Origin of the sequence: Planctobacterium marinum (genome assembly GCF_020687805.1) — a bacterium.
Taxonomy (GTDB): Bacteria; Pseudomonadota; Gammaproteobacteria; order Enterobacterales; family Alteromonadaceae; genus Planctobacterium; species Planctobacterium marinum.
The window spans coordinates 935,307-956,171 of the sequence record NZ_JAJEWQ010000001.1 but is presented as its reverse complement, the minus strand read 5'-3'; the positions used below and the strand labels follow the sequence as shown (position 1 = coordinate 956,171).

Below are 20,865 nucleotides of genomic sequence, written 5' to 3'. Positions count from 1 at the left end.
ATTACTACTCATTTTGTCGGTGCTTTAAACGCGGGTCTGCCAAACAGAAACCCTTGTAAATAATCAGCCTGAAGTGCCACCAGACATTCCGCTTCTGCCGCTGTTTCAATGCCTTCCGCGATTATCTGTATACCATTTTCTTTGGCACTGGCGATGAGATGTTTTACGATTTTTTGTTTAGACGGTTGTGAATCAATATCGCGTATTAAAGCCATGTCTATTTTGGCAAAGTCTGGCATTAAATCATGCAGTAAATTTAACCCTGACCAACCAGCACCCACGTCATCTAAGGCCACTTTAAATCCGGCATTGCGATAAAAATTCAGAACGCCTTTTAAGTGCGCCAGATTGTTTACTTTGTGGGTTTCGGTTACCTCAAAAACCACATCACTGGCCTCCAGTCCCGCCTGAGAAATGGCTGCTGCCGTGGAGCGTAAACAATAGGATGGGTCGTATATGCTGGATGGATTGAAATTGACAAACACCTTGCTTTTAAGCCGGGCAGAAGCGGCGTGTTCTATTGCAGAGCGTCTGGCCGTCAGGTCGAGCGAGAACAAAAGATCCGATTTATCAGCCACAGAGAAAACATATCCGGGTGGAATGATGGTGTCGTCCTGATCTCTGAGCCGAAACAGGGCCTCGTGAGCGAAGATGCGGGGAGCGGCTTTAGTTGCATCGGCACTGTAAATAATTGGCTGAAACCAACTTTCGTATCGGTGTTGCTCAACAGCATCTACAATCCACAGGCTCTTATAGCGATTGATAAAGGTGTCTGCACTTAGCAGTCTGCCCACGGCTTCCAGATTAAGCTGCCGGGTTCCTGAGGTTGAGGTGATTTTCGTGTTTGCTTTTTCCGGCCCTTGTAATTCGCCATAAATTCCCAGCAACAACATCTCAATTCGACTCGAGTGGCACACAACGGTTAAGCAATGGGTGTCCAGGATCTCCTGTTCAAAATCCAGTGAGCTGAATAGTTTCTCCAGTTTTGACTGAGTTTCAGTCGTTGGTGAGAACAGGAAAAATCGGGTTTCTTCAAAAAAATATCGGTTGATTGCCTCACAATCTGCACACCACATATCGCTCTCCGCTGTCAGGGAAGTTGAACTTTGTGGCCTTAGTACGCAAAAAATGAGGCAAAGGTTTATTGCCGGTTTATTTACAGAGTACTTGCCAGGCGCGTACCCTGATTAATGGCGCGTTTGGCATCCAGCTCTGACGCCACGTCGGCACCGCCGATTAAATGATACGGTTTGGTCAAACTCTCAGTCAGTTCACGCAATGGCTCCTGACCGGCACAAATGACAATATGATCTACATCCAGGACTATTGTTTCCCCGGCAATAGTCAGATGTAGCCCCTGGTCATCAATGTTGTGATACTGGCAATCTGCTAACATTTGTACGCCTTTTTTCAGTAAACCCGCCTTGTGCACCCAGCCACTGGTTTTACCCAGATTTGCGCCCACTTTGCTGCTTTTTCGTTGCAGTAAATACACTTCTCTGGGAGATTCAGATAGGCGTGGCCGTACGCCCTCTATTCCGCCCCTGGCTTGCATCGCCATATCTACCCCCCATTCCTGCATAAAGCCTGCAATGTTCTGACTGCTGGGCTCGCCTGAATGGGTCAGATACTCACTGACATCAAAACCGATGCCACCGGCACCAATGACTGCCACTTTTCTACCGGGTATTACTTTTCCTGTCAGCACATCGATGTAACTCACTACTTTTTGGTGCTCAATACCCTCGATATTGGGAGTTCTTGGGGAGATACCTGTAGCGATAATCACTTCGTCAAAGTCGCTGTTATTGAGCATTTCTGACGAAACCCGGGTGTTAAGCCGGACATCGACTCGCTGTTTTTTGAGTTGCACGGAAAAGTAACGCAATGTCTCGTAAAACTCTTCTTTTCCGGGGATCTTTTTAGCCATATTAAATTGCCCGCCAATTTCGCCGGAGGAATCAAACAGGGTCACGTTGTGGCCTCGTTGTGCAGCTGAAGTCGCTGCAGCCAAACCTGCTGGTCCGGCGCCCACTACGGCAATGTTTTTGGGAGTCTGGGTTTTATCCAGAGAAATTTCGGTTTCATGACAGGCCCGTGGGTTTACCAGGCAACTGGCAATTTTTCCTTCGAATACATGATCAAGGCAGGCCTGATTACAACCGATACAGGTATTAATTTCTTCGGATTTGCCTTGTTCGGCTTTGATAACAAAATCAGGGTCTGCCAGGAAAGGGCGGGCCATGGAGACCATGTCGGCGTCCCCTTTGGCTAAAACCTGTTCAGCCACTTCCGGCGTGTTAATGCGGTTTGAAGTGATCACCGGAATGTTCAGTTTTTCTTTGTATTTGGCGGTCACCCAGGTGAAAGCGGCTCGTGGTACTTTTGTGACGATAGTGGGTATTCTGGCCTCATGCCAGCCAATACCTGTATTGATAATGGTAGCCCCGGCCTGTTCTATGGCTAATCCCAGTTGTACCACTTCATCAAAGGTGGAACCACCTTCTACCAGATCCAGCATCGACAGGCGGTAAATAATGATAAATTGTTCGCCGACCGCTTCGCGCACTCTGCGCACTACATCCAACGGTAATTTAATGCGGTTTTGATAGTCACCCCCCCAGTCGTCATTCCGCTGATTAGTACGTGCGGCAATAAATTGATTTAAGAAGTAGCCTTCTGACCCCATGATTTCAACGCCATCGTAGCCGGCTTTTTGGGCCTGAGTGGCAGCAAAAATAAAATCCTGAATTTGTTTTTCAATGCCTGTGGCATCCAGTTCCTTAGGCGTGAATTTGTTTATGGGGGCACGGATAGGAGAGGCACCTACCAGCTTGTCGTTAAATGCATAGCGGCCAGTGTGCAGGATTTGCATACAAATTTTGCCACCTTCTGCATGTACTGCGTCGGTAATATATTTGTGTTCAGTGACGGCTGCGTCGTTATCCAGTAATTTGCAAACGGGATGAGTAGAGCCTTCGGCATTAGGCCCGATTCCGCCAGTCACAATCAAACCAACACCGCCTTTGGCTCTTGCTGCGAAATACTTAGCCATGCGTTTGTAGCCACCAGGCACCTCTTCCAGACCAGTGTGCATTGATCCCATAAGCACGCGGTTCTTCAACTGGGTAAAACCTAAATCTAATGGTTGAAATAAATGAGGGTAGTGGGCGTTAGGTTGTGAGTGCATAGGGTCTGCTCCGCATGTTGCTATCAATGTCAGGGGTTTTAAGCTCAATAAGTTCCAATTAACTTTTAACTTGACGGTGTCAAGATGCATTCAAAATAAACCTTGATGTTGACACTGTCAAGATGTGAATTTTGTTGATACTGTGGTTTAATAGCTTTCTGTCGGTAACCAGTGAAAACTACAAGCGAGAAATATTGGCATGACAAGCGCAGTGTCAGTGCAGGATAAAAAGCAATACCACCATGGTGATCTGAGAAATACGCTATTGTTAGCCGCCACTGAAATGCTGGTGGATGGCGGTATAGAGGGCTTGAGTTTGCGCAAACTGGCCGATCGGGTTGGGGTGTCTCGCACGGCGCCATATCATCATTTTAAGGACAAGAGTGCATTGTTGTGTGGTATCGCTCAGGAAGGCTTTAAGCGCTGGCAGTCACGTCTGAATGCCATTCTTGACTGCACGGAATTGAACGATGCAGAAAAATATCGCGCGATGGTGAAGGTGTATCTTTACTATGCCTCTGAAAACCCGGAAATTTACGAATTGATGTTTGGTCGCACTATCTGGAAGTCTGATAATGCTACACCGGATTTGAAGTCAGTGGCTTATCCCTGTTTTCAGGCTCATGTTGAACTGGTACGTCAGTGGCAGCAAAAAGGAATACTGAACGCTCAGGAGGACAGCCTCAGATTGGCGCAGGTGAGTTGGGCCACCATGCATGGCCTGGCCAGATTACTGATCGATGGTGTATATGCGGATGTGTCTCATCTGGATGAAATGTGTGATTGCCTGGTAAACAGTTTTATTAAACATGACTATCAGACGAAATAGAGAAAAAGCTCCATTTTTTGCAGAGAAAAAATACAGGCATGTACTTATCACAACAACATAATTTTCTTTTTTGCCACGTCCCAAGAACCGGTGGTTCCTCACTATTTAAGCATATTAGCGAGCATGTTCCGGACGCAGAGCGTGTTTTTTTACAGCATTCATCCATGAAAGAAGTGCAAAAGATCATTGGTGCAGACTTCGATCATTTGTACAAATTTGCCATCGTACGTAATCCTTGGGAAAGGCTGGTTTCCTGGCACGCCTTAACGGCCCTAAATAAAGTCAACTACAACAAGAATAGTAAGCATCTGGAATTATATCCTGATTCGCCTCACTGGAAAGGGTTTGATGAGTTTCTTGAAAAGGCCTCTCTTCAAAAGGTTGAAAGTTTTCGTGGCGATTGGTTGAGTTTTAGTCAATGGCTTCAGCTTACAGATGAAGAAGGTAATTTATTGGTCAACGATATTGGTCGCTTTGAAAACTATGCGCAAGACAGCAAAAAGTTCTTACTCAAAATTGGTGTTATTCAACCATTTTCTACCATAGTAAACGACTCTAATCACTTACATTACAGCGAGTACTATTCCGATTTTGGCAAGGAGTTAGTAACAGAGGTGTTTAAGGACGATATTGTTAATTTTGGGTATAGGTTTGAGGATTTTCAATAGTGCATTTTTGCTGGTGAGGTCATGCCATCTCAATCTTCTGATTGATATACATTCGCAGTTCATTAAAACACCGTCTCGATACTGGTATTACCGCAAGCGTCATCCTCAATAGCTTGTTGCCGTTCAGTTTCGGTGAGTATGCCAACAAACGGGGTTTGTCGACGCAGCTTATTCATTCTCGGAGTATCTTCCAGCGCACCTGCCCGAAACCGGTCGTGATCCTCAATATTATCCATTAAACATATCCAGGTAAGATAGGCACCATGCCTTAATCGCCCTTGCTGATAACGTTCCTCAATGGTTTGAACAACTTGCTTACGCAATTCAGGATGGCTGATGAGTTTTTCCACCATGACTTTGTGAATAGCCAGAATTTGTCGATCTACGAACTTCTCTTTCAGGCCTGATTTACGCACAGAGTAGGGCTTGTCGGTCTTCTTATGATTTCTTGATGCTGCAAACATGGTCAATAACAAAAATTGATGATACTGGTTAAATATACAGTTGTTTAATGGATTGTCCAGCTTACTTTCTGTTTTGTTACGAGTGGCTCACTGGCTATTCGCTTAATCCCAAATCTTTGACAAATCCGTTGGCTTCGATGCTGGCAATACCTTCATCATCAAAAAGGATATCAACAGACCCCTGCTTACCCTTAAAAAAGTAGCTGATGTTATCTATGGTTAGTACATAGTCGCCAATCGACCGTTTAGGAGAAAGGACCTTCTTCTGTAAAGCAATTTTGTGCTCACCCAACGTCCATTCAAACTCCCGGAAATACGAAGTCGCGAACTCTTGTACGTACACCTCGTGGTTTTGGTTCATGCTTAGCCAGATAGAGTATTTTTCCGGGCGTTGTGTGACCTCCATTTGCTGCTCTCCGGCGGTAAATACATTGTTGTATCCGGATTGTTGAAAGGCGAATCCAAAATTAAAGATGACTTCCGTGCCGGTTGGGAAACGCAACAGCCCCTGACCTTCATAGCTAAACTCAGCATAAGCCGGGTGGCAAATACTCAGGGTAAAAATCAATAACAGTCGGATCCTTAACATACTTCATTTACTGCCGTTTAAAATGAATAAGACGCTTTACTATTTAAGCACAGAAATCCAATCTAACAAATATATCGGCTAATTTTGTTCCCGAAGTAAAGGCATTAACATGCCTTCCAGGCCATTGAGTTTGATTTCGTACATCAGTGCCAACTGTTTGCCCAGTTTTCCATCAGGAAAGCCTTTGTCGTTAAACCACACCAGGTAAGGTTCAGGTAATTTCAGCAAAGGCCGTCCGGCGTATTTACCAAAGGGCATGATGGTGTTGATGGTTTCCAGCAGTTCCTGTTGATTTACATCGCTAAACATCGTTGTTCCTTGTATTTGTGTCGGTATGACTTTTTTGTTGCGCCTGCCAAAGTGCATAATATTCGCCCTGCTGGGCGATTAGTTCAGCGTGTTTGCCGGATTCTTTCAGCTCACCGTTTTTCAGTACCAGTATCTTGTCGGCATCCACGATCGTGGATAGTCGGTGGGCGATCACAATACTGGTGTGCCCACGGGCAATTTGGTTAAACGCGGATAAAATTGCTCGCTCTGACTGGCTGTCAAGGGAGGAGGTGGCTTCGTCAAACAACAATATTGGCGGTTTTTTGAGTATGGTTCTGGCAATGGCAACCCGTTGTTTTTCACCGCCGGATAGTTTCAGTCCGCGCTCACCCACTTTGGTGTCCCAACCTTTGGGCAGGTTGTCAATGAATTGAGTAAGGTGGGCCAATTGCAAGGCATGGCGTACTTCTTCGTCTGAAGCATCGGTACGGCCATAGCGAACGTTTTCCAGAATACTGTCGTTAAACAATACTGTGTCTTGCGGCACGATCCCGATCAGTTGTCGCAATGAATCCTGGGTGACTGCTGAGATGTCTATCCCGTCGATATTAATCTGTCCTGACGTGACGTCATAAAAGCGGAACAGCAGTTTAATCAATGTTGATTTGCCGGAACCGCTGGGACCTACAATCGCCACTTTTTGACCGGGTTCAATCATAAAGCTGATATTTTTTAAAATGGGCCGGTCGGGATGATAGTGAAAATTAACCTGTTCAAAACTAATTTGGCCGCTTTGTATACTGATGGCTGGTGCATTCGGCTTGTCTTCCACCTGAGGTTGCTTTTTTAACAGGTTGAACATGTTTTCGATGTTTGCCAGTGAGCCTCGTATCTCCCGGTAAACAAACCCCAGAAAATTCAGCGGCATAAATATCTGCATGGTAATCGCGTTGATCAGCACAAAATCACCTATGGTCATAGTACCGTGCGCAACGTTATAGGCGGCCATCGCCATCATGCCTGTCATGGCCGCAGCGATGATAAATGCCTGTCCGCCATTCAGGGCAAACAGGGATAGTCGGTTTTTTCGCCTGGCGACTTCCCAGTCAGCAAGGTCTTTGTCATAGCGCCTGGTTTCGTATTGTTCGTTGTTAAAATATTTCACTGTTTCGTAATTCAGCAGGCTGTCTATGGCACGGCTATTGGTAGATGAGTCTGCATGATTCATTTCTTTGACAAAGCGAGTACGCCAGTCAGTGGCTTTCATGGAAAAGCTGACATAAGCCACCACCGAACCCAGAATAATGGCGGCAAACTCAACACCATATTGAACAAATAGCACCCCTACCACAGCCATAATTTCAAACAGGGTAGGCACAATGTTAAACACCATAAAACGCATTAAAAAACCAATGCCTGACGTGCCGCGCTCAATATCGCGGGACAATCCACCGGTTTGTCGGTTGATGTGGAAATCCAGGTCCAGGGCGTGCAAATGACGAAAAACTTTGAGTCCCACCCGGCGCATTGCTCGCTCTGTGACACGTCCAAACAAAACATCCCGAATTTCACCAAATAAAACTGTTGATAATCGCAACACCCCATAAGCCACCACCAGCGATAAGGTCACAGCAAGAAGTTGGGTAGTGGTATCATCGGTATTCAGACCATCAACTGTGTGTTTCAACACAAAAGGCAAACCAATATTGGCCAGCTTGGCGGCAATCAGACACAACAATGCCAGTATCACCCGCGATTTAAATTCAGTTAAATAAGGCCATAAATCCAACAGGACGCGCCAATTTAAATCGGTGTTTTCATCAACAGGGAAACGGTTACTGCGCATTTGAGAGTTCCGGATTAAGGGCAGAAAAGGGTAGATTTTAGTTTATGTGGGCAAGGATTGGTTGTTCAAGTTTATGCAGACCGCTTTTCCAGTTAATTTACAGGTAAAAGCACTAACTCATATCCGATAAATAAGATTTTACCTTGAGGTAGCGTTCTTTCTGTTCACCGGTTAGCTCGCCATTTTCAATGGTGTAAATACACTGCTTTAGTATTTCCTTGTCGCTTTTGGCCAGGTTGCTGGATTGTGCTTTCATGCCGAGTGTTTGCAACAGGTTGAGTGCAATGGAAGTATTTTTTGGCATCAGTATAAAGGCTTTGCCAAAGACATCCATGGCATTCTCGGTGTCGCCACGCTGATAGTATTCCACAGCTTTGTTGTTCAGTTCTTTCGGGGTAAGCAGAATATCGTGCTTCAGGCGTTTTTCTTGTTGCAGATACTGAGCATGAACCGAGTTTTCACCGTCCTTTTCAACGGCCTTATCCGCCAGAAAGGCGATAATTTCGGCGCTTTCTTTGTGCATGCCCACCGAGTGTAGTGCTTTTGCACGGTCCAGCAGATCGCTTTCGCTGTGCGACTGCCAGTTGTCGGAATGAATTTGTTTCAGTAGTTCGGTTGCGCCTTTGGTGTCGTTTTGCAGTTGTAATATACGGGCGTTACAAACATCCATTTGGGTTTGAACTTCACCACCCTGGGCAATTTCTGAAAAGTGTGTCAGGTAATCGTTTGCTTCTTTGGTAAGGTTAACTGTTTGCTCGTCCTCAGTGGTCATGGCGTAATCAATTCCGGCTCTGGCCACATCCAGATAAATGTTGGGTTTGTCATGCACTGAGTTTTTGGCGTAGCGTACGATCTTTTTCGTGGTTTCGAACAGGGTTTTATGATCGTTAGTGAGCCGTGACAGCTCCACTGTTTTTTGATGCCTGTTCAGGTTTCTCGGAGACACTTCTGAAGCCACCACTGAGCTTTCCAGAGCAGTATCAAAATCCTTTTGGTAAATTTGCAGTTCGGTTAATAAATCATAGGCCAGCAACTGAGTATCTGGTTTTACTGCTAATCGCAATATCAGTTTTTCGGCATCTTCTACCTTGTCTGCCTGCAGCAAGGCTTTTACCAGACCCATTTGCGCCCAGGAGTGGGGCTGAATGTCGACTATTGCCTGATAAAAGTCCACCGCCTGCTGTGCGTTGTTCATGCCAAGCAGTATTTCACCTTTGGCCTTCAGCGCGGTTGGGAAATAATCAGCATGTGCCGAATCAGCCAAAAACTCGTTAACAGATTCTAAGGCACTGTTGAATTTTTTATCGTGCATGTAGCGGTAAATTTTACGCATCGCCCGCTTGCGGGAGAGGGCACGCGTAAGGCGTCGGTCCAGGTCTTTTATGGTGAAGGGCTTAGCCAGAAAGTCGTCTGGTTGTAATTCCAAAATACTGTGGATCAGTTCTTTACTGGTATCGGCACTGACAAATACAAAGGTGGTTAACATTGACAGCATATTGCGCCGCTTCAGCTCGTCGAATAAAAAATAACCGTCTTTTTCCTTGCGGAACTCATAAGCGCACATAATCAGGTCGTAAACCCGGGTATTGATCAAATCCATAGCGGTTTGCACCCGGTCGGCGATAGTAATGTCATGAAAGCCTAACTTTTCCAGCGGATACTTAATGTAGCCGATGGCCAGTTCCTGGTCATCGATGACGAGTACCTTTGATTTTGCCGCCAGGGCCTTATCTACCATGATGTTATTGAATCCAAGTCATTGAGGAGGTGCATCTTTTTATCGACTATATGGGTTTTATCATGAATTTCGTGAAAAACAAGTAGTGCACTGTGGAAATTAGGGCTATATCCCTAAACTACAGTAAGATCGCCGATTCCGGTGAATGAAAAACGGTCAAACGGGTAAAAGCAACTCAGGTCAGGGCAAAAGTACCTAAACCTGGCACCGTTGAATCTTGCTCCTGATTATAAACGCTCGGCGTGATGGTATAACCTGTCCAGTAAATCGCTAAACAGCCTTTGTTCCTCTTCCGTCAAGCATTGCAAAATGTCGTTCTCGTGCTGGTAAGACAGAGGCACAATCTCCTTATAAACCGCTGCTCCGGTATCAGAAAGTACAATTTCAGAGCGGCGCTTGTCATCAGCAGCTACACTGCGTTCAATCAAATTGCGCTTCAGCAATTTGGCGATAGCCCGACTCAAAATGGATTTTTCGATTTGGGTTTTGGCCGAAATCTCGTCCGCTGAAATACCCGGGTATTCCCCCAAAACCGCCATAATACGCCACTCGGTAATAGAGAGGGCGAACTTATCTTTGTAGGTCTGCGCCACCAGACTACTGATCTTGTTAGACAAGATAGAGAGCCGATAGGGCAGATAACGCTCCAGCTTTAGTATTGAGGAATCTGGCAATTTAGCCATACAGTTTTACTCGTCAACAATACAAGGATAACTGAGTCTACCTTGACAATAGTTGTACCTACAACTAAATTGGTTGCAATTACAACTAAGTTGGTTGCTGTTGGTCTACACTACAGGAACATTAACTTCGAATAATATTAACGTGGAGAAGTGAAATGGCGGATTTGTTTGAGAACCCAATGGGGTTGGATGGTTTTGAATTTGTTGAATTTACGGCGCCTAAGCGCGGAATTCTGGAGCCCGTATTCGAATCAATGGGTTTTACCAAAGTAGCCGTTCACAAGTCGAAGCAAGTGGAATTGTGGCGTCAGGGTGATATCAACTTCATCACTAACTATGAGCCCAAGAGCCATGCTTTCTACTATGCCGAAGAGCACGGTCCGTCAGCTTGCGGTATGGCATTTCGCGTTAAGAATGCACAAAAAGCCTATAAATTGGCTCTGGAAAAAGGTGCTCAGCCGGTAGAAGTGTACACAGGTCCAATGGAGCTACGCTTACCTGCAATTAAAGGTATTGGTGGTGCCACTTTATACCTGATCGACCGTTACGAAGAAGGTTCAACCATTTATGACATCGATTTTGAATGGTTGGAAGGCGTTGACCGCAAACCTGAAGGTTGTGGTTTCCATACACTGGATCACCTGACTCACAACGTATACCGCGGTCGTATGCAATATTGGGCAGACTTCTATGAGAAGTTATTTAACTTCCGTGAAATTCGTTACTTCGACATCAAAGGTGAGTACACGGGCCTGACTTCCAAAGCTATGACGGCTCCTGACGGTAAAATCCGTATTCCTCTGAACGAAGAAGCTGGCGGTGGCGGTCAGATCGAAGAATATCTGATGAAATACAATGGTGAAGGTATTCAGCACATTGCGTTTGCCTGTGATGATCTCTACGCTTGTTGGGACCGTTTGAAAAAGCAGGGCACCAAGTTCATGACAGCGCCACCGGCAACTTATTATGAAATGCTGGAAGAGCGTTTACCAGGTCATGGCGAAAATGTACCAGAGCTGCAGCAGCGTGGTATTTTGATGGACGGCACCACTGAAGGTGGACAGCCTCGCTTGTTGTTACAGATTTTCTCTGAAACGGTACTGGGGCCGGTATTTTTTGAATTTATTCAACGTAAACAAGACGAAGGGTTTGGAGAAGGTAACTTTAAAGCCTTGTTCGAATCTATCGAACGTGACCAGGTCAATCGCGGTGTGATTAAAACCAAAACTGAGGCAGCAGAATAATGCTAAAGCGTATCCACCATGTCGCTTATCGCTGTAAAGATGCGAAAGAGACAGTAGAGTTTTATCAAAAACACCTGGATATGGATTTTCAGTTAGCCATTGCCGAAGACAATGTGCCTTCTACAGGTGCGCCGGACCCCTACATGCACGTGTTTCTGGATGCCGGTATGGGTAACGTTTTGGCGTTTTTTGAAATTCCTAATTCGCCGGAAATGGGACGTGATCAAAACACTCCAGCCTGGGTACAGCATATTGCCTTTGAAGTGGAAGACATGGACACCTTGTTGGCAGCTAAAGCTCGCCTGGAAAAGGCCGGACTGGACGTGTTAGGTCCGACGGATCACACTTTGTTCCAGTCTATTTATTTCTTCGATCCAAATGGTCATCGAATTGAACTGGCCTGCAATACTTCTGAGCCGGCTATGTTGGCGGAGTTAAAACGCGTCGCCCCGGACATGATAGAAGAATGGTCTCAAACTAAGAAAGCCCCTAAGCATGCCGACTGGCTGCACAATGGTGAAGGCTTCAAAGCAAAACAGGGAGATAATGCCTGATGAAATTAGCAAGTTTAAAGCACGGCCGTGATGGTCAGTTAGTTGTCGTAAACGCCTCTTTAACCAAAATGGTAAGTGCCGCAGAAATCGCGCCAACCATGCAGGCAGCACTGGACGACTGGGCAAATGTAGAGCCAAAACTACAGTCTTTGTATTTACAACTGGAAAATGGTGAAATTGCTGGTGAAGAGTTCAACCAAAAGCAATGTCATTCGCCATTACCTCGTGCCTATCAGTGGGCTGACGGCAGTGCTTATGTAAACCACGTTGAGTTGGTGCGCAAAGCGCGTAATGCGGTAATGCCGGAAAGTTTCTGGACTGATCCGCTGATGTATCAGGGCGGCTCTGATTCTTTTTTAGCGCCGAATGACAACATCATCATGCCTCAGGCTGATGGATTTGGTATCGACTTTGAAGCGGAAGTTGCCGTTATTACTGATGATGTACCAATGGGCGTTACAGCTGAAGATGCATTGAAGCACATCAAATTGATTATGATCGTGAATGATGTGTCACTGCGCGGCCTGATCCCCAATGAGTTGGCTAAAGGTTTTGGTTTTTTCCAGTCTAAGCCTTCCAGTGCATTCGCACCAGTGTGTGTTACGCCGGATCAGTTAGGCGATGCCTGGCAAGATGGTAAAGTGCACCTACCGTTGGTTTCTCACTACAATGGCGAGATGTTTGGTAAGCCTGAAGCGGGCATCGATATGACCTTCCACTTTGGTCAGTTGGTGGCTCACGCGGCCAAGACTCGTCCTCTATGCGCCGGTTCGGTTATCGGCTCTGGAACTGTCTCCAATAAGCTGGACGGTGGCCCAGGAAAGCCAGTAAAAGACGGTGGTGTTGGGTACAGCTGTATTGCTGAAATTCGCATGATTGAAACGATTGAAGACGGTAAGCCAACTACGCCATTTATGCAGTTTGGTGACACTATTCAAATCGAAATGTTCGACAAAGACGGCAAGTCTATTTTTGGCCAGGTAAACCAAAAAGTAGAACAACAATAAGTTTATTAAGTGGCGTAAATGCCACTGGAATGAGACAAATCAAAAGTCCAATCAACTCTGATTGGGCTTTTTTTCATTTTAGTAGTCAAACCCTCAGCAATCAAAACCTCAGTTTTAAGGCTTCACACAAAAACCGCATAAAAGGCTGAGTGGTACCAAATAGTTTTGCAACCCGTTCGGGCAATGCCGGTTCCAGAATAAAGGCTTCCGGTAACTCTGCCACGGCAATAAAGTCTTTGCGTTTGATTTCTTCAATCAGTGGCAACTCCTTGTCATAGCCTTTGGGCGGTCTTGTGAGTTTACTTCCCTGCAATTCAAAATGCTGCAGCATGGGTTTATGGCTAATGGCATCCTGATAAGGGCCTGGTTTGGCTACGATCAAATCTCTGATGGCTTTTAATGCATCAGAAGCGGGAGCCCAGGCGCCAGCTGCTAAAAACACCTGACCGGGTTCGATATGCAGATAAAAACCCGGTGCATGCACGTCCTTACCAATTTCGTGGCGAAACTGGATGCCGACATTGGTTTTATAGGGTGATTTATCTTTGGAAAAACGCACATCGCGATAAACCCGCATAAGTGAGCCGCCCATCTTTTTGGGGATAGCCTCATAGTGTGGTGAGATGAGTTTGATCCAGCTTTCCATAGCCGTAATAAAATTCAGGGCTGGCGTTCTGACCAGGTCTTCATATTCCTGTTTATGGTCGTTAAACCAGTCTTTATTATTGTTGTCTTTTAGCTTTTTCAGATACTGAAAAACAGACTCGTCAAATTGCCCAAATTTCATCGCGGAACCTTATTAAAGCGCTCATATATAGAACAAATCTCGTATAGCAGAGGTTAACACGCTCTAGTATTTGTGACGAGACAGACCGGTGATTGCCAATATTTTTGCAGAAATTTCCTCAATCGAAAAATGCGTACTGTTCAGAAAGGGAATTTTTTCTTTGCGGTACATGTTTTCAACTTCTCTGATTTCCATGCGGCATTGCTGTTTTGAGGCATATCGACTATTGGCTTTGCGCTCCGAGCGAATTTGATGCAATCGCTCAGCGGAAATAGTGAGGCCGAACAGTTTATTTTTGTAAGGACGAAGGGCCGGTGGTAATTTTAAAATATCGCCCATATCGTCTTCGGTAAAGGGGTAGTTGGCGGCTTTGATACCGTATTGTAGTGCCAGGTACAAACTGGTGGGGGTTTTACCGGATCGAGATACACCCACTAAAATAATATCGGCTTTGCCGTATTCTTTGAGGTTGGTACCGTCATCATTCGCCAAGGCAAAGTTTACTGCGTCGATTCGAATATCATAGGTTTTTTCGTGGATGCTGTGGGTGCGGTGTTTTTCCGGCTTAGAGGGTACGCCCAGGGTTTTTTCCAGTGGTGCTATATATTGGTCCAAAAAGTTATAGTGGATCCCCTCCGATCTGGAGATGATTTCCCGCACTTCTTTGTTCACTATGGTGTAAAAAACCAGCGGCCGCTCTCCGGTTCGTTGGAAACTTTCAGAAATTTTACGAACAGTTTTATTGGCTTCTTCTTCGGTTTCAACGAATGGGACTGTCACGTGATCGAACTGGATCGGGAATAAAGACAGCAGTGCATGGCCAAAAACCTCTGAAGTGATGGCAGTTCCGTCAGATATATAAAACGCTGTACGCATAGGGCAAAATTCCAAAATGTAGTAATATTATTACGAAATAAAATAAGATTTTCTTTTTTATAACTAAACCTCTACAATGCCCGTCCCATAAGGGCAGCGGTCACATGAAGCGAGTCAATTTTCAGCACTTAAGGCGCAATGCTTTTTTCCAATGGCAAGCTAACCCCAAGCTCGAATTAATTCAAATATTGGTCTAGTTTTTTATTATTTAGTTAATTGTTAATCGGGAGAGTCGGTAGTGCAAGAATACATTCTTTGGTACGAAGAATTAGGTATGAATGATGTGGGGCGTGTAGGTGGAAAAAATGCCTCACTGGGAGAGATGATCTCCAATCTTGCCAATGCTGGCGTTCAGGTGCCTGGCGGTTTTGCTACCACAGCACATGCTTTTAACGAATTCCTTGAGCAAAGCGGACTGAATGATCGTATTCACGATGTGCTGGACACATTAGATGTAGACGATGTGGATGCGTTGGCAAAAACCGGCGCAGAGATTCGTCAGTGGATCATCGATACACCGTTCCAGCCTGTGCTTGAAGAGGCCATTAAAACCGCATTTGACCAGATTCAGTCTGCGTTCGAGTCAGACGCCTCGTTTGCGGTGCGCTCTTCGGCTACCGCTGAAGATATGCCTGACGCCTCTTTTGCCGGACAACAGGAAACCTTTCTTAACGTAAAAGGCTACGACAATGTTCTGGTAGCTATCAAACACGTATTTGCATCGCTGTTCAATGACCGCGCCATTTCCTATCGTGTTCACCAGGGTTATGACCACAAAGGTGTTGCCCTGTCTGCTGGTATTCAGCGCATGGTACGCAGTGACCAGGCGTCTTCCGGTGTTATGTTCAGTATCGATACTGAATCAGGATTTGAAAACGTGGTATTCATCACTTCTTCCTATGGTTTAGGGGAAATGGTAGTGCAGGGTGCAGTAAACCCGGATGAGTTCTACGTTCACAAAGAATTACTGGGCAAAGGTTATCCTTCGGTATTGCGCCGTAACCTGGGCAGCAAACTGACTAAAATGATTTACTCTGCTGATACATCTCACGGCAAACAGGTGGAGATTGTTGACGTAGCGGAACAAGACAGCCGTCAATTCTCTTTGTCTGATGACGAAGTGATGGAGTTGGCAAAACAAGCGCTTATCATTGAAGCCCATTACCAACGCCCCATGGATATTGAATGGGCCAAAGACGGTTTAGATGGCAAGCTTTATATTGTACAGGCTCGCCCTGAGACGGTTAAGAGCCGCGAAGATTCACAAACCATTGAACGCTACCAGTTAAAAGGCAACGCCAACACCTTGTGTGAAGGGCGCGCAATTGGTCATAAGATTGGTGCTGGTGCCGCTAAGGTGCTGGACTCAATCGACGAAATGAACAAGATCCAGCAAGGTGATGTGCTGGTAACTGACATGACGGACCCTGATTGGGAACCCATCATGAAGAAGGCTTCTGCGATTGTAACCAATCGCGGTGGACGTACCTGCCACGCGGCCATTATTGCGCGCGAGCTGGGCATTCCTGCGGTAGTCGGTTGCGGCAATGCCACCGATGTGATCAGCACCGGCGACAAGGTAACGGTATCTTGTGCTGAGGGTGATACCGGTTTTATCTACGGCGACGAGCTGGAGTTTGATGTACAGACTTCCCGTATCGATCAAATGCCAGAAGCGCCCATGAAGGTCATGATGAATGTGGGTAACCCGGATCGTGCTTTTGATTTTGCACGTTTACCGAATCACGGTGTTGGTCTGGCGCGTCTGGAGTTCATCATTAACCGCATGATTGGTATTCACCCTAAAGCATTGCTCAACTTTGATTCTCAACCTGAGGATTTAAAAGAAGAGATCAGTGACATGATTGCCGGATATGCTTCTCCCACCGAGTTCTACATTGAGCGTCTGGTGGAAGGTATCGCCACTATTGCCGGTGCGTTCTATCCACAAAAAGTCATCGTACGTATGTCTGACTTTAAGTCTAACGAGTACTTTAACCTGGTGGGCGGCCACCAATACGAGCCGGACGAAGAAAACCCAATGTTGGGCTTCCGCGGTGCCAGCCGTTATGTTTCTGAAGATTTCCGCGATTGTTTTGCCCTGGAGTGCGAGGCGATTAAGCGAGTCAGAAATAAAATGGGGCTGACTAACGTGGAAATCATGATCCCATTTGTGCGCACCCTGGAAGAAGGCCAAAAGGTCATCGATTTGTTAGCTGAGCAGGGCCTGAAAAAAGGCGAAAATGGATTACGCGTGATCATGATGTGTGAATTACCGTCCAACGCTTTGTTAGCTGATCAGTTCCTGGATATATTTGACGGCTTCTCCATTGGCTCTAACGACATGACGCAGTTAACACTGGGACTGGACAGAGACTCTGGTCTGATTGCGCATTTGTTTGATGAGCGTGACCCGGCAGTGAAAATGATGCTGGGCATGGCAATTAAAGCGGCCAAAGAGAAAGGCAAATACGTCGGTATTTGTGGTCAGGGTCCTTCAGATCATGAAGACCTGGCAGCCTGGTTGGTGGAGCAGGGAATCGATAGTGTTTCTCTGAATCCGGATACCGTGGTAGAAACCTGGTTATACGTGGCAGAGAATTTAAGCTAACGGTAATGTCTTGAATATAAAAAACGGAGCTGTCTTATGCTCCGTTTTTTTATGCCATCTTTTTGCAGCAGTAACCTTCTGGCAAGGTAGTTGAATACATCCGTTGCAGCTAACGGCGACTATAAATTGCCTTGTCCAACTTTCTGGCTCCCCAGCTCATCATTTTTTGACTCTTTCTCAGCCACTGACGTGCCAGTGGGAAGTCAAAGCTGAGTAAGAACAACCCGGCTACCAGGAATAATATAGACCCCGGTAATATAGCGAACACAATACCGATAAAAACCCCGATACTGCCGAGTGTGATTCTGATAGGTTTGTTTAACATGGATACCCACAGCTGTTTATTCAATTCTAACTATAAATAGGTTTGGCACTCTGACCAAAATTTCATCTGTTACAAAGTTTGTCGTGTGATCTTTAAAGGACATTTTGCGTTAAATCATTATAATCAGTGCTACTTTATATTGCTTTCACGACACGCCGGAGCCTATGTTACCTCTTCTAGACAGTCAGCAGTCTATTGCCAAAGAATATCTGGACTTTTTAGCGCAACTAAAATCCGCAGGATTTAAAGGGGATATAGAAACCCAATACTCAGCCAGATTGGCGGTTGCTACTGACAACTCTATTTATCAGCGTCTGCCGCAGGCAGTGTTATTACCACGTAACACCGAAGATTTAAAAGTCATCGGCTGTCTGGCAGCAAAGCATAACAGCGTAAAGTTCTCTGCCAGAGGGGGTGGCACCGGTACTAACGGGCAAAGCCTGACTCAGGGCATAGTGGTGGATTTATCCCGTCACATGAACAAAGTACTTGAGATAAATGCTGAGGAAGGCTGGGTCAGAGTGCAAACCGGAGTGGTGAAAGATCAGCTCAATGATGTATTGCGTCCTCATGGTTTTTTCTTTGCGCCTGACTTGTCCACCAGTAACCGCGCTACGATTGGTGGCATGATCAATACTGATGCCTCAGGGCAAGGCTCATTGGTTTATGGCAAAACCAGTGACCATATATTGGGGCTGACTTCGGTATTGATTGATGGCACGGTACTGGAAACAACTCCCATTGCCGCAGATAGCCAGCAAGAGCCGCGCTATCAGGCAATCCTGACGCAACTACAGGCCAGCTGTATCGAAAAACGTGAACAGATACTGGCTAAATTCCCCCGATTAAATCGCTTTTTGACCGGCTATGATTTAGAACATGCGGTTTCAGACGATTTACAGAAAATAGATGTCAGCCGTGTACTGGCAGGTTCTGAAGGTTCACTGGCCTTTATCACTGAAGCCAAATTAAACGTGACACCCATTCCAAAGAATAAAGTCTTGATCAATATCAAGTACGATTCCTTTGAGTCAGCACTGCGCCATGCGCCCTCGATGGTGGCTGCGCAGGCTACATCAGTCGAAACGGTAGACAGTAAAGTATTAAATTTAGCTAAAGCTGACATTGTCTGGCACTCGGTCAGTGACTTGATTAGTGATGTGCCCGGGAAAACCATTGATGGTCTTAACATTGTTGAATACAACGATGACTCAAGAGAGCAGATTGACGCCAAAATAGCCAGATTGCAGACCATGCTGGACAGTCAGATAGCGAACGGTGAAGCGGGTGTGATTGGCTACCAGATGACCGAAGACCTTGCCGCCATTGGTAAAATTTACGGGATGCGTAAAAAAGCGGTAGGTTTGCTGGGCAAAGCCAAAGGCTGGGAAAAACCCATAGCGTTTGCTGAAGATACGGCCGTTCCACCGGAAAATCTGGCGGATTTCATCATGGAATTTCGGGCATTGCTGGATTCTAAGGGGTTGCAGTACGGTATGTTTGGCCATGTGGATGCTGGCGTGTTGCACGTCAGACCGGCGCTGGACATGTGCGATCCAAAACAAGCAGAACTAATGCAGCAGGTTTCTGACGAAGTCGTGGCCCTGGTGGCCAAGTATGGCGGACTCATGTGGGGTGAACACGGAAAGGGTTACCGCAGTGAGTACGGTCCGGCATTTTTTGGGGAAGAGCTGTTTACCGAGTTGCGCAAGATAAAAACCGCGTTTGACCCTCACAATCAGATGAACCCTGGTAAAATCTGTACGCCGCTGCATTCTGACGAACAACTGGTTAGGGTGTCTGATGTCAAGCGTGGTGACTTTGATCGTCAGATTGCCATTGAAGTCAGAGACTCATTTGCCCCAGCTATGAGCTGTAATGGCAATGGTTTGTGCTTTAATTATGATACTAAAAGTCCAATGTGCCCGTCCTCCAAAGTCACCCGGGACCGGCGTCACTCGCCAAAAGGGCGCGCCGGTATGCTCAGAGAATGGCTAAGGCTGTTAAGTGAACAAGGTTCAGATCCTGTGGCGTTGGAAGTCGCCCCCAGGCAGCCGTTTTTAAGCAGAGTCCGAAATTCATTGTCCGCACAACGCCAAACTGACTTTTCTGAAGAAGTGTTTGACGTCATGGATCATTGTCTTGCCTGTAAAGCGTGCACTAACCAATGTCCGGTCAATGTGGATGTACCTACTTTTCGGGCACGCTTTTTAGCCATGTATTACCAGCGTTATACCCGGCCTTTGAAGGATATGCTGGTGGCGAATATTGAAACTATGGCGCCGAAAATGGCTAAATTGCCGGGTTTACCCAACTTTTTTCTGAAACAGCGATGGTTTAATAAACTATTGGAGAAAACCGTCGGCTATGTGGATTCTCCAATTTTGTCGCAACCTACTTTGCAACAACGGGCAAGTCAATCTGGCATTGAATCTTTTGATCTTGCGCAGTTGCAGTCGTTGTCAGAAGCGGACAAGCAAAATAAATTACTGATCGTTCAGGACCCTTTTACCAGTTATTACGAAGCTTCCGTTGTGCACGAACTCATGCTGTTAGCTCGTCAACTGGGATTTAGCCCAATTTTGGTGCCTTTTAAACCCAATGGTAAACCTCAGCATGTGAAAGGTTTTTTGCAGCAGTTTGCTAAAACTGCATCTGATACCGCGGCCTTCTTAAATCAATTACACGAACTTGGCATCCCAATGGTGGGTATCGATCCGTCACTGGTGCTTTGTTACCGCGACGAATACCAAACTGTATTGGGAGAGCAGCGCGGCGACTTCAATGTTTTATTGGTGCACGAATGGTTAGCAACATTGAGTGATAAGCCGCAAATTAAACAGGATAAGGAATATGTGCTGTTTGGGCACTGTACGGAAAAAACTATGCTGGCTCAGAGTGAGAAACAGTGGCAAAACATTTTTACTGAGTTTGGCTTAACGCTGAAAGTGGAGTCGGTGGGGTGTTGCGGCATGGCTGGTACATTTGGCCACGAAGCAAAGCATTTGCAGGAATCTTTAACATTGTTTGACATGAGTTGGGAAAAACCAGTCAGTCAATATCAGCCTTCACAAATTCTGGCTACCGGCTATTCCTGTCGCAGCCAGGTGGCACGAATTAAACAGTTTAAACCCAGACATCCATTGCAGGTGTTGTCGGAGCAACTTTCTCGCTAGCGGTGGGA

Annotated in this window: 18 protein-coding genes; 7 read left to right on the top strand and 11 right to left on the bottom strand. The window is 46.0% G+C overall.

Annotated elements, in window-relative coordinates; translation table 11 throughout:
• Positions 1-8: 8 nt before the first annotated feature.
• Positions 9-1,076 (bottom strand): EAL domain-containing protein, encoded by a 1,068-nt coding sequence (locus tag LJ740_RS04355; protein ID WP_229527819.1) that lies wholly within the window; start codon positions 1,074-1,076, stop codon positions 9-11.
• An 80-nt stretch (positions 1,077-1,156) separates the two neighbouring features.
• A complete protein-coding gene (locus LJ740_RS04350) occupies positions 1,157-3,190 on the bottom strand; it encodes an NADPH-dependent 2,4-dienoyl-CoA reductase (protein WP_229527818.1) in 2,034 nt (677 codons plus the stop codon).
• 199 nt (positions 3,191-3,389) lie between these two features.
• Here LJ740_RS04350 and LJ740_RS04345 point away from each other — a divergent pair, with 199 nt between their 5' ends.
• Positions 3,390-4,019, top strand: a complete 630-nt coding sequence (locus tag LJ740_RS04345) for a TetR/AcrR family transcriptional regulator (protein ID WP_229527817.1) — start codon at positions 3,390-3,392, stop codon at positions 4,017-4,019.
• Between the two features lie 38 nt (positions 4,020-4,057).
• Positions 4,058-4,687: a sulfotransferase family 2 domain-containing protein gene (locus tag LJ740_RS04340; protein ID WP_229527816.1), complete on the top strand. Its 630-nt coding sequence runs from the start codon at positions 4,058-4,060 to the stop codon at positions 4,685-4,687.
• A gap of 62 nt (positions 4,688-4,749) precedes the next feature.
• On the opposite strand, the gene LJ740_RS04335 is transcribed toward LJ740_RS04340, so the two are convergent.
• The 6 genes from LJ740_RS04335 to LJ740_RS04310 form a co-directional block, all read right to left on the bottom strand.
• Complete coding sequence (locus LJ740_RS04335) at positions 4,750-5,151, bottom strand: hypothetical protein (RefSeq protein ID WP_229527815.1); 402 nt, start codon at positions 5,149-5,151, stop codon at positions 4,750-4,752.
• A gap of 94 nt (positions 5,152-5,245) precedes the next feature.
• Positions 5,246-5,740: a hypothetical protein gene (locus LJ740_RS04330; protein WP_229527814.1), complete on the bottom strand. Its 495-nt coding sequence runs from the start codon at positions 5,738-5,740 to the stop codon at positions 5,246-5,248.
• A 78-nt stretch (positions 5,741-5,818) separates the two neighbouring features.
• Positions 5,819-6,049: a DUF3820 family protein gene (locus tag LJ740_RS04325; RefSeq protein ID WP_229527813.1), complete on the bottom strand. Its 231-nt coding sequence runs from the start codon at positions 6,047-6,049 to the stop codon at positions 5,819-5,821.
• Positions 6,042-7,856 (bottom strand): ABCB family ABC transporter ATP-binding protein/permease, encoded by a 1,815-nt coding sequence (locus LJ740_RS04320; protein ID WP_229527812.1) that lies wholly within the window; start codon positions 7,854-7,856, stop codon positions 6,042-6,044. The genes LJ740_RS04325 and LJ740_RS04320 overlap by 8 nt, the downstream gene beginning before the upstream one ends.
• Positions 7,857-7,968: 112 nt before the next feature.
• Entirely contained in the window at positions 7,969-9,594 is a 1,626-nt protein-coding gene (locus tag LJ740_RS04315; protein ID WP_229527811.1) for a response regulator, read from the bottom strand.
• Between the two features lie 227 nt (positions 9,595-9,821).
• On the bottom strand, positions 9,822-10,277 hold the full coding sequence (locus tag LJ740_RS04310) for a MarR family winged helix-turn-helix transcriptional regulator (RefSeq protein WP_229527810.1): 456 nt from the start codon (positions 10,275-10,277) through the stop codon (positions 9,822-9,824).
• 155 nt (positions 10,278-10,432) lie between these two features.
• On the opposite strand from LJ740_RS04310, the gene hppD reads away from it, so the two are divergent.
• From hppD to LJ740_RS04295, 3 genes are read left to right on the top strand one after another with little or no spacing between them, the layout of a single operon-like run.
• Positions 10,433-11,521: a 4-hydroxyphenylpyruvate dioxygenase gene (gene hppD / locus LJ740_RS04305; protein WP_229527809.1), complete on the top strand. Its 1,089-nt coding sequence runs from the start codon at positions 10,433-10,435 to the stop codon at positions 11,519-11,521.
• Positions 11,521-12,075, top strand: a complete 555-nt coding sequence (locus tag LJ740_RS04300) for a VOC family protein (protein ID WP_229527808.1) — start codon at positions 11,521-11,523, stop codon at positions 12,073-12,075. The genes hppD and LJ740_RS04300 overlap by 1 nt, the downstream gene beginning before the upstream one ends.
• Complete coding sequence (locus LJ740_RS04295) at positions 12,075-13,082, top strand: fumarylacetoacetate hydrolase family protein (protein ID WP_229527807.1); 1,008 nt, start codon at positions 12,075-12,077, stop codon at positions 13,080-13,082. Before LJ740_RS04300 ends, LJ740_RS04295 begins: the two co-directional genes overlap by 1 nt.
• A 100-nt stretch (positions 13,083-13,182) precedes the next feature.
• Here LJ740_RS04295 and LJ740_RS04290 read toward each other — a convergent pair whose 3' ends face one another.
• Together LJ740_RS04290 and ppsR are read right to left on the bottom strand one after the other, a co-directional pair.
• Positions 13,183-13,869: a DUF2461 domain-containing protein gene (locus LJ740_RS04290; RefSeq protein ID WP_229527806.1), complete on the bottom strand. Its 687-nt coding sequence runs from the start codon at positions 13,867-13,869 to the stop codon at positions 13,183-13,185.
• A gap of 63 nt (positions 13,870-13,932) precedes the next feature.
• Complete coding sequence (gene ppsR / locus LJ740_RS04285) at positions 13,933-14,745, bottom strand: posphoenolpyruvate synthetase regulatory kinase/phosphorylase PpsR (RefSeq protein WP_229527805.1); 813 nt, start codon at positions 14,743-14,745, stop codon at positions 13,933-13,935.
• 238 nt (positions 14,746-14,983) lie between these two features.
• On the opposite strand from ppsR, the gene ppsA reads away from it, so the two are divergent.
• Positions 14,984-17,356, top strand: a complete 2,373-nt coding sequence (gene ppsA / locus LJ740_RS04280) for a phosphoenolpyruvate synthase (protein WP_229527804.1) — start codon at positions 14,984-14,986, stop codon at positions 17,354-17,356.
• A gap of 109 nt (positions 17,357-17,465) precedes the next feature.
• Here ppsA and LJ740_RS04275 read toward each other — a convergent pair whose 3' ends face one another.
• A complete protein-coding gene (locus LJ740_RS04275; RefSeq protein ID WP_229527803.1) occupies positions 17,466-17,681 on the bottom strand; it encodes a PGPGW domain-containing protein in 216 nt (71 codons plus the stop codon).
• A 164-nt stretch (positions 17,682-17,845) separates the two neighbouring features.
• On the opposite strand from LJ740_RS04275, the gene ydiJ reads away from it, so the two are divergent.
• Complete coding sequence (gene ydiJ / locus LJ740_RS04270; protein WP_229527802.1) at positions 17,846-20,857, top strand: D-2-hydroxyglutarate dehydrogenase YdiJ; 3,012 nt, start codon at positions 17,846-17,848, stop codon at positions 20,855-20,857.
• The last annotated feature ends 8 nt before the right edge of the window (positions 20,858-20,865 follow it).